Origin of the sequence: Nocardiopsis trehalosi NBRC 14201 (genome assembly GCF_001552555.1) — a bacterium.
Taxonomy (GTDB): Bacteria; Actinomycetota; Actinomycetes; order Streptosporangiales; family Streptosporangiaceae; genus Nocardiopsis_B; species Nocardiopsis_B trehalosi.
The window spans coordinates 1-7750 of sequence record NZ_BCRK01000236.1; the positions used below are offsets into that span (position 1 = coordinate 1).

Annotated in this window: 8 protein-coding genes; 3 read left to right on the plus strand and 5 right to left on the minus strand. The window is 76.4% G+C overall.

The features are described 5' to 3' along the window. Positions 1-623: 623 nt before the first annotated feature. The 5 genes from NT8_RS25765 to NT8_RS25785 all read right to left on the minus strand — a co-directional run bounded on the left by NT8_RS25765 (position 624) and on the right by NT8_RS25785 (position 4366). Complete coding sequence (locus NT8_RS25765) at positions 624-1151, minus strand: hypothetical protein (protein ID WP_067974966.1); 528 nt, start codon at positions 1149-1151, stop codon at positions 624-626. A gap of 122 nt (positions 1152-1273) precedes the next feature. After that, complete coding sequence (locus tag NT8_RS25770) at positions 1274-2329, minus strand: ABC transporter ATP-binding protein (protein WP_245646335.1); 1056 nt, start codon at positions 2327-2329, stop codon at positions 1274-1276. After that, on the minus strand, positions 2326-3117 hold the full coding sequence (locus tag NT8_RS25775; protein WP_067974982.1) for an ABC transporter permease: 792 nt from the start codon (positions 3115-3117) through the stop codon (positions 2326-2328). The genes NT8_RS25770 and NT8_RS25775 overlap by 4 nt, the downstream gene beginning before the upstream one ends. Before the next feature lie 63 nt (positions 3118-3180). Further along, positions 3181-3963, minus strand: coding sequence for a molybdate ABC transporter substrate-binding protein (modA, locus tag NT8_RS25780; protein ID WP_067974969.1), 783 nt, complete (start codon positions 3961-3963; stop codon positions 3181-3183). After that, entirely contained in the window at positions 3956-4366 is a 411-nt protein-coding gene (locus NT8_RS25785) for a TOBE domain-containing protein (RefSeq protein ID WP_067974972.1), read from the minus strand. The genes modA and NT8_RS25785 overlap by 8 nt, the downstream gene beginning before the upstream one ends. A 206-nt stretch (positions 4367-4572) precedes the next feature. Here NT8_RS25785 and NT8_RS25790 point away from each other — a divergent pair, with 206 nt between their 5' ends. Genes NT8_RS25790 through NT8_RS25800 form a run of 3 tightly spaced genes read left to right on the plus strand, consistent with a single transcriptional unit; the run spans position 4573 to position 7716 of the window. Beyond that, positions 4573-5934 carry a sensor histidine kinase gene (locus NT8_RS25790; RefSeq protein ID WP_084469283.1) on the plus strand — a complete coding sequence of 454 codons (1362 nt, stop codon included), beginning with the start codon at positions 4573-4575 and terminating at the stop codon, positions 5932-5934. A 2-nt stretch (positions 5935-5936) separates the two neighbouring features. Further along, a complete protein-coding gene (locus NT8_RS25795) occupies positions 5937-6608 on the plus strand; it encodes a response regulator transcription factor (protein WP_067974974.1) in 672 nt (223 codons plus the stop codon). Positions 6609-6651: 43 nt separating this feature from the next. Next, positions 6652-7716 carry a DUF4097 family beta strand repeat-containing protein gene (locus NT8_RS25800; protein WP_067974977.1) on the plus strand — a complete coding sequence of 355 codons (1065 nt, stop codon included), beginning with the start codon at positions 6652-6654 and terminating at the stop codon, positions 7714-7716. The last annotated feature ends 34 nt before the right edge of the window (positions 7717-7750 follow it).

Consider the following 7750-nt stretch of genomic DNA (forward strand, 5'->3'; position numbering starts at 1 on the left):
GGGGCCGCCGCCGACCCGCCACGCCGGGTCGGCGGCGAGGTGTCGGGCGGGGTCGGCGGCGTCCTCCGGGGCCCTTGGGCCTTGCCCCGATCCTCCGGGGGCGGCGTCGGCGTGTCCAGGACTCGCTGATCCCCTGCTCACCGAGCGCACCTGCGCGCGGCGTGTGGTAATCGGCGGCGCCCGGCCGTCCTCGGCCGCCTCCGTCCGTGGGCGGTGGCAGCGGGGCGGCACGCGCGAGGGCGAGGAACGCGGCGGTCGATCGCACCGGGTCGGCGGCGTCGCCGACGACCGCCCATCCCGGGCTCGGATGTCCCGACGGGTGGGCACGGCTGACCGTCCATCCGTACTGAGAGGGGCCGGCACGGTGGGGCCGGCCTCGGCGCGGCGGGCGGCGTCCACCGTCGGTGGGGGCCGCGGTCCCGTCATGGGGGCCGGGCGGCTTCTCCGGAGCGGGGCACGAATGATGGGGGTCGGGGTTCCCAGGGAGCGGAGGCGACTCGTGGGGGCGGGTTTCTCCGGGAGCGGGGCCGACTGCGGGGCGGCGTCCACGCTCCGGGGGCGAGGGCGACTCCCCGGTGGGGTGGCGCCCGCGCCCGGTGGGCGGGGCGGGCGCCGGCGTGACGTCAGACCTCTTCCTCGTCCTCCTCGGCCTCCGCGGTGCCGGCCTCGGTCTCCTCGGCGGCCGTGGCGTCCTCGGCGGCGGTCGCGTCCTCGGCGGCAGTGACGTCCTCCGCGGCGGTGGCGTCCTCGGCGGCCTTCACGTCCGCCTCCTCCGACTTCGGCTTCCAGTCCTCGTAACCGTCGTAGCCGTACCCGTGGTCGTGGCCGCCCTTGCCATGGCCGTGGTCGTGGCCGTCCTTGCCGTGGCCGTGGTCGTGCCCGCCCTTGCCGTGGCCGTGGCCGTGCTCACCCTTGCCCTTGCCGTGCCCGTCCTCGTCGTGACCGCCCTTGCCGTGGCCGTGGCCGTGGCCGTGGTCGTGCCCGTGGTCGTGCCCGTCCTTCTTGTCGCCGTGGTGCTGGGAGCGGTCGATGCCCTGGTCCTGGTGCCCGTCGAAGTCGCCCGCGTAGGCGGCGGAGGCGCCCATCAGGCCCAGGGCCGCACCGGCGGCGGCGGTCAGGACGGCGGTGGCGGCGGTTCGCTTGAAGGTCACGGAGGTCCCCCTCTTTCTGTAACGAAATGATCACTGACGGTGATCACTGTAATCAGAGGGGACCGTTGTCTCCAGTTCCGCGCCCCGTGTCCCGTCCGTGGCGTGCCGCGTGTTCTGCCCGTTCAGGCCGGATAGCAGCGCACCTCGGCCGCCTTCACCCCCGCCCACACGCGTGTCCCCGGCTCCAGACCGAGGTCGGCCAGCGCCGCCGGGGTGATGTCGGCGTTGACCGCCGGCGCCCCGTCGAGCCGCACCCGCACCTGGTCGCCGAACCGCTCGACGCCCGCGACCGTCAGCGGCCACACGTTGCGCGGGCTGCCGTCGGGCCGCTCCCGGTACAGCGCGACCGCCCGGGGCGGGAACGCGACGAACACCGGCCCCCGGTGCTCCCCGGCGACCGCCACCCGCCCTTCCGGCCCGCCGCCCTCGACCGCAACGGACGTCCCCTCGGCCGTGCCCCGGTAGAGGTTGAGCCCGACGAGGCGGGCCACGTACCCGGTGCGCGGCCGCCGCGCGACCTCGGCCGGGGGACCCTCCTGCACCACGCGCCCCTCCTCGATGACGGTCACCCGGTCGGCGAGCACCATCGCGTCCAGCGGGTCGTGCGTGACGAGCACGGTGGCCGCCTCGACCTCGGCGAGGTGGTGGCGCAGCCCCGACCGCACCTCCACCCGGGTGTGCGCGTCCAGGGCGGCCAGCGGCTCGTCGAGCAGCAGCAGTCGCGGCCGCACCGCCAGCGCCCGCGCCAGCGCGACCCGCTGCGCCTGCCCGCCCGACAGCGCCCGCGGCCGCAGGTGCGCCCGGTCGGCCAGCCCGACCCGCTCCAGCAGCTCCAGCGCCGCCGCCCGAGCCCGCGCGCGCGGCACCCCGGCGCAGCGGGGCCCGAACGCCACGTTGTCGACCGCGCTGAGGTGCGCGAACAGCAGATAGTCCTGGAAGACCATGCCGATCGGCCGGCGCTCGGTGGGCGTGGTGGTCACGTCGGCGCCGTCGAGCCGGACGTGCCCGCCGGTCAGCGACTCCAGCCCCGCCAGCGCGCGCAGCGCCGTGGACTTGCCCGCCCCGTTGGGGCCGAGCAGCGCCACGACCTCGCCGCGCGCCGCGGTCAGCCGGGCGTCGAGCCGGAACCCGCCGCGGTCGACCACCAGGTGGGCGTCGAGGCCGCCGGGCGCGGTCACGGGGTCGCCACCCAGCGGTCGCGCAGCGCGGCCAGGACGGCCAGCGACACCGCGAGCAGCACCAGGCTCAGCACCACCGCCGACTCCGGGCTCTCCTGCATCGCCAGGTAGACGGCGAGCGGCATGGTCTGGGTGCGCCCCGGGAAGTTCCCGGCGAACGTGATGGTCGCCCCGAACTCGCCGAGCGCCCGCGCCCACGCCAGCACCGCGCCCGCCACCACGCCCGGCGCGACCATCGGCAGGGTGACCCGGCGGAAGACCGTCCACCGGTTCGCGCCGAGGGTGGCGGCGGCCTCCTCGTAGCGGCGGTCGGCCCCGCGCAGCGCCCCCTCGACGCTGATCACCAGGAACGGCATGGCCACGAACACCTGGGCGACCACGACCGCGGCGGGGGTGAACGGCAGCGACAGCCCCCACCACTCGTACAGATGCCGGCCGACCACCCCGTTGCGGCCCAGGACGAGCAGCAGCGCCACCCCGCCCACCACGGGCGGGATGACCAGCGGCACCGTCACCAGCGCCCGCACCAGGCGCCGCCCGGGGAACGCGGTGCGCGCCAGCAGCCAGGCCAGCGGGACGCCCAGGACCAGCGCCGCCCCGGTGGCCGCGGTGGCGGTGGTCAGCGACAGCAGCAGCGCGCCGCGCACCTCCGGCAGAAGCAGCCGGGTGCCGAGCGTCGACCACGGCGCGCGGAGCAGCAGCCCGGCGAAGGGCAGCACCAGGAACGCCAGCCCGATCACGGCCGGCACGACCAGGGGCCACGGGAACCGCCCCGCGCCCACGCGCAGGCCGCGCCCGGCCCGGGGGCGGGCCGGGGCGGGGCGCGGTGCGCGCGGGGTGCCGGCCACGGGTCAGACCACCGTGAACCCGGCGCCGGACAGCACCTCGGCGCCCTCGGCGGAGGTGACCAGGTCGACCCACTCCCGCGCCAGGCCGGGTTCCGGCGCGTCGGTGAGGACGGCCACGGGGTAGTCGTTGGCGGCGCCGGCGGCCTCGTCGAACGGGACGCCCTCGACGTCGTCCCCGGCCGCCAGCACGTCCGTTCGGTACACCAGGGCGGCGTCGACCTCGCCGAGGCGGACCTTGGTCAGCGCGGCCTTGACGTCCTGCTCCTCGGTCACCGGGACGACGTCGACCCCGGCGGCGTCGAGCACCTGCGCGGCGGCCGCCCCGCACGGCACCTCGGCGGCGCACAGCGCGACGGCCGTCCCGGGGTCGGCGAGGTCGGCGAGGCCGCCGACCCCGGCCGGGTTGCCGGGCGGGACCGCGATCTCCAGGGTGTTGGCGGCGAACACGACGGGCTCGGCGGCGGTGCGCCCGGCGTCCTCGACGTCGGCCATGGTGGCGGTGTCGGCGGAGGCGAACACGTCGGCGGGCGCGCCCTCGCCGATCTGCCCGGCCAGGGCGGAGCTGCCCGCGAAGTTGAACACGACCTCGGTGCCGGGGTGGTCCGCCTCGAACCGGGTGCCCAGCTCCTCGAACGTCCCGGTCAGCGAGGCGGCGGCGAACACCGTGAGGGTGGCCCCGATGCCCGCCCCGGAGCCGCCGTCGGCGACGCCGCCGCACGCGGTGGCGGCGGCCAGGAGCAGGGCGGCGGCACCGGCGCCGCCGGCCGTTCGGCGGTGGTCACCCATGGCGCTCGCCCCGCAGCGGCGTGCTCTCCACGATCACGGTGGTGGACTTGACGATCGCGGTGGCGACCGACCCGACCTCCAGCCCCAGTTCCTCGGCGGCCTCGCGGCTCATCAGCGACACCACGCGGTGCGGCCCCGCCTGGAGTTCGACCTGGGCCATGACGTCGCCGAGGACCACGTCGGTGACCAGGCCCCGGAAGCGGTTGCGGGCGGAGGAGCGGTGCCGGTCGGGGTCGCCGTCGGAGTCGCCGCGCAGGAACGCGGCGAGTTCGGCGCCGTCGACGCGGCGCCGGCCGCGGTCGTCGCGGGTGGCGGGCAGGCGCCCGGAATCGACCCAGCGGCGCACGGTGTCGGCGCTTACCCCGGTAAGGGCGGCGACGTCGCTTATGGGGAAGTTCGGCACGGGGGCAATCTACCCCTCGCACATCAACGCGAAAATAGAGAAATACGCGGAATCTGCGCGCATCTCACGGCGATCACCCTCGCATCCGCCGGAACCGCCCCGGAGTCGTGCCACCACCACCCCGCCGCGGCGTGCTGTCGCCATGGCGCGCCGGACCGCCGACTCCTACCGTTGGACCTACATCGGAACAGGAAGACGAGGGTCACATGACGGGCAGCCTGGCGGCGACGGTCCGGTCCGGCTTCGCCGCGGCCCGCGCCGAGGCGGCGGCACGCCGCGCGCCCGCCGAGCGCATCGTCGAACTCCTGCACCTGCTCACCTCGCTGGCCCTGGCGCTGCTCTACCTGCTGCCCGCCGCGCTGCTCGTCGCCTCCTGGACGCTGGCCTCGGTGAGCGCGGCCGGCCTCATCAGCGGCCTCGCCGACGTCCGCGCCGCCGAGACCGCCGCGGTGGCCGGCCTGCTCCTGCTCGCCCCCGCCGCGGCCGGGCTGACCGCCCGCCTGGCCTGCCGGGTCCAGCGCAGCCGGCTGCACGGCGTCCTCGGCCTCACCGCACCCGCGGCCCCGGCGCCCGACCCCGACGGCCCCGCCTCCGCGCCCGCCCGCGCCCTGTCCTTCCTCTACGGCCGCGGCGCCTGGGGCGCCATCGTGTCCAGCACCGCCGTCGGGCTGGTCGGCACCTTCTCCGGCGGGATCGCGGTCGGCCTGGTCGTCTACGGCGTCGCCGCGTCGGCCGGGTCGCTGCTGGGCATCGCCTACGCCTCCACCGCCGGCTCGATCGACGGCCTCGGCCTGCCGCTGCTGCTCGTGGTCCTCGGCCCGCTGGGCGCCCTGGTCGGGATGCGGCTCGTCCCCGTCCTCGTGCTGCTGGAGGCCGAGACCACCCGGCGGCTCCTCTTCGACGCCCCTGACGTGCGCATCCGCCGCCGCCTCGCACAGGTGCAGGACAGCCGGCTGCGCATGGTCGACGCCGCCGAGGCCGAGCGGCGCCGCATCGAACGCGACCTGCACGACGGCGCCCAGCAGCGCCTCCTCCTCGTCACCATGACCCTCACCCGGGCCCGCGCCCGGTTCGACCGCGACCCCGCCCTGGCCCGCCAACTGCTGGACCAGGCCAGTGCCGAGGCGCGCGAGGTCATGGCCGAACTGCGCGAGGTCGCCCGCGGCCTGCACCCCCGGGTCCTGACCGACCACGGGCTCGACGCGGCCCTGCCCGTCGCCGCCGGACGCTGCCCGGTGCCGGTCCGCGTCGACACCGACCTGCCCGACCGCCCCTCGCCGCGCGCCGAGGGCGTCGCCTACTACGTCGCGTGCGAGGCGCTGACCAACGTCGCCAAGCACGCCCGCGCCGCGTCGGCGTCGGTGCGCGCCGAACGGGTCGCCGCCCGCAGCGGCGACCTGCTCCGCCTCACCGTCCGCGACGATGGCGCGGGCGGCGCCGACCCCGACTCCGGGACCGGCCTGTACGGCCTGTGGGACCGGGTCGCCGCCGTCGACGGGACCCTCGCCGTCCGCAGCCCGGTGGGCGGCGGCACCACCCTCACCGCCGACATCCCCTGGAGGGCCTGACCATGCGGATCATCATCGCCGAGGACTCCGTCCTGCTGCGCAGCGGCATGGCGCGGCTGCTGGCGGACGAGGGGGTGGAGATACTCGCCGAGTGCGGCGACGCCGCCGAACTGCTCGCCGCGGTCGAGCGGCACAGCGGCGCGGTCGACCTGTGCCTGATCGACATCCGCATGCCGCCCACCTACTCCGAGGAGGGCATCGAGGCCGCCGTCCGCATCCGCCGGGAGCACCCCGGCGTCGCGGTGCTCCTGCTCTCCCAGCACGTCGTCAGCCGCTACGCCGCCGACCTGCTCGGCGGCGGATCGGCGAAGGTCGGCTACCTGCTCAAGGACCGGGTGGCCGACATCGACGAGTTCCTCGTGGCCCTGCGCCGCGTCGCCGGCGGCGGCGCGGCCATCGATCCGGAGGTCGTGACCCAGTTGCTCACCCGTACCCGCGACTCCGCCGTGGAGCGGCTCAGCCCGCGCGAGGCCGAGGTGCTCGGCGTCATGGCCGAGGGGCTGAACAACGCGGGCATCGCCGCCCGCCTGTTCGTCACCGAGCGCGCCGTCGAGAAGCACATCCGCTCCATCTTCACCAAGCTCGACCTCGGCCAGGCACCCCACGACCACCGGCGCGTCCTCGCCGTCCTGCGCTACCTGCGCGACACGGGCGAGCGCACCCTCAGCCCGTGACACGGCACGACCAGGGGCCCGCCCGCCCCGGAGAGGCAGCACCATGACGTTCACCGGACGAGGGCTCTACGCCGCTTCCAGCAAGGAACCGCGGCGCCGCAGACGCGGCGCCTGGCTCCTGGTCGGCGCGGTCCTCGCGCTGGCCCTGCTGGTCACCGGCGTGATCGGCGCGGTCTCCAACGTCCACGTCGACCTGGAACCGCGCAGCGACACCTACGGCGGCGTCGAGCGCATCGCCATCGAGAGCGAGGCCTCCGGGACGATCACCGTCACCGGGGCCGCCCCCGGCGCCCCCGCGCCGCCGGACGCGCCCGAGCCGCCCGACCCCCCGGCCGGGGCCGAGGACCGGCCCGAACCCGCGCCCCGCCCGGTGGCGGTCGGCGAGGTCACCGTCGACCGGTCCTTCAGCGGGTCCCCGGTGGACCGCCCCGAGGAGAACGCGGAGCTGGAGGAGGGCACGCTTGAACTCGACGCCTCCTGCGCCGGCTTCTTCAGCGGGTGCGCCGCCGACTACGAGATCACGGTGCCGGCCGGCGTCGCCGTGGAGATCGAGGCCGACAGCGCCGACGTCGAGGTCGCCGGGGTCGACGCGCCCGTCAACGTCGAGACCTCCAGCGGCACGATCGACCTCGCCGGCGTCACGGGCGACGTGGAGGTGAGCAGCTCCTCCGGCGACCTCTCCCTGGACGGGATCGAGGGCGGCGTCGACGCCGACACCGAGACCGGCTCCGTGACCGTCGCGGGCAACGGCCCGTACATCTCGGTCGAGTCCACCAGGGGCGAGATCGACCTGCGGGGGTTCGACGCCGACAGCGTCGAGGCCGAGTCCACCACCGGCGAGGTCGCCCTCGACGGCGCGTTCCGCACCGCCGCCGTCGAGACCACCACGGGTTCGGTCGAGATCACGGCCGCCGAGCGGTTCGACCTGCTGGAGGTGGAGTCCACGACCGGCTCGGTCGGCGTCCTCGTCCCCGAGGGCGGCGCCTACCGGGTCCTGGGCGAGAGCGTGACCGGTGACCGCGCGGTCGACGTCGCGGTCGACGGTGACGCCCGGTCGGTCATCGACGCCACGACCACCACGGGCTCGGTCACCGTCGGGCACGCCTAGCCGTCGTTCCGGGCGCGGCGGGGCGGGCGGCGGC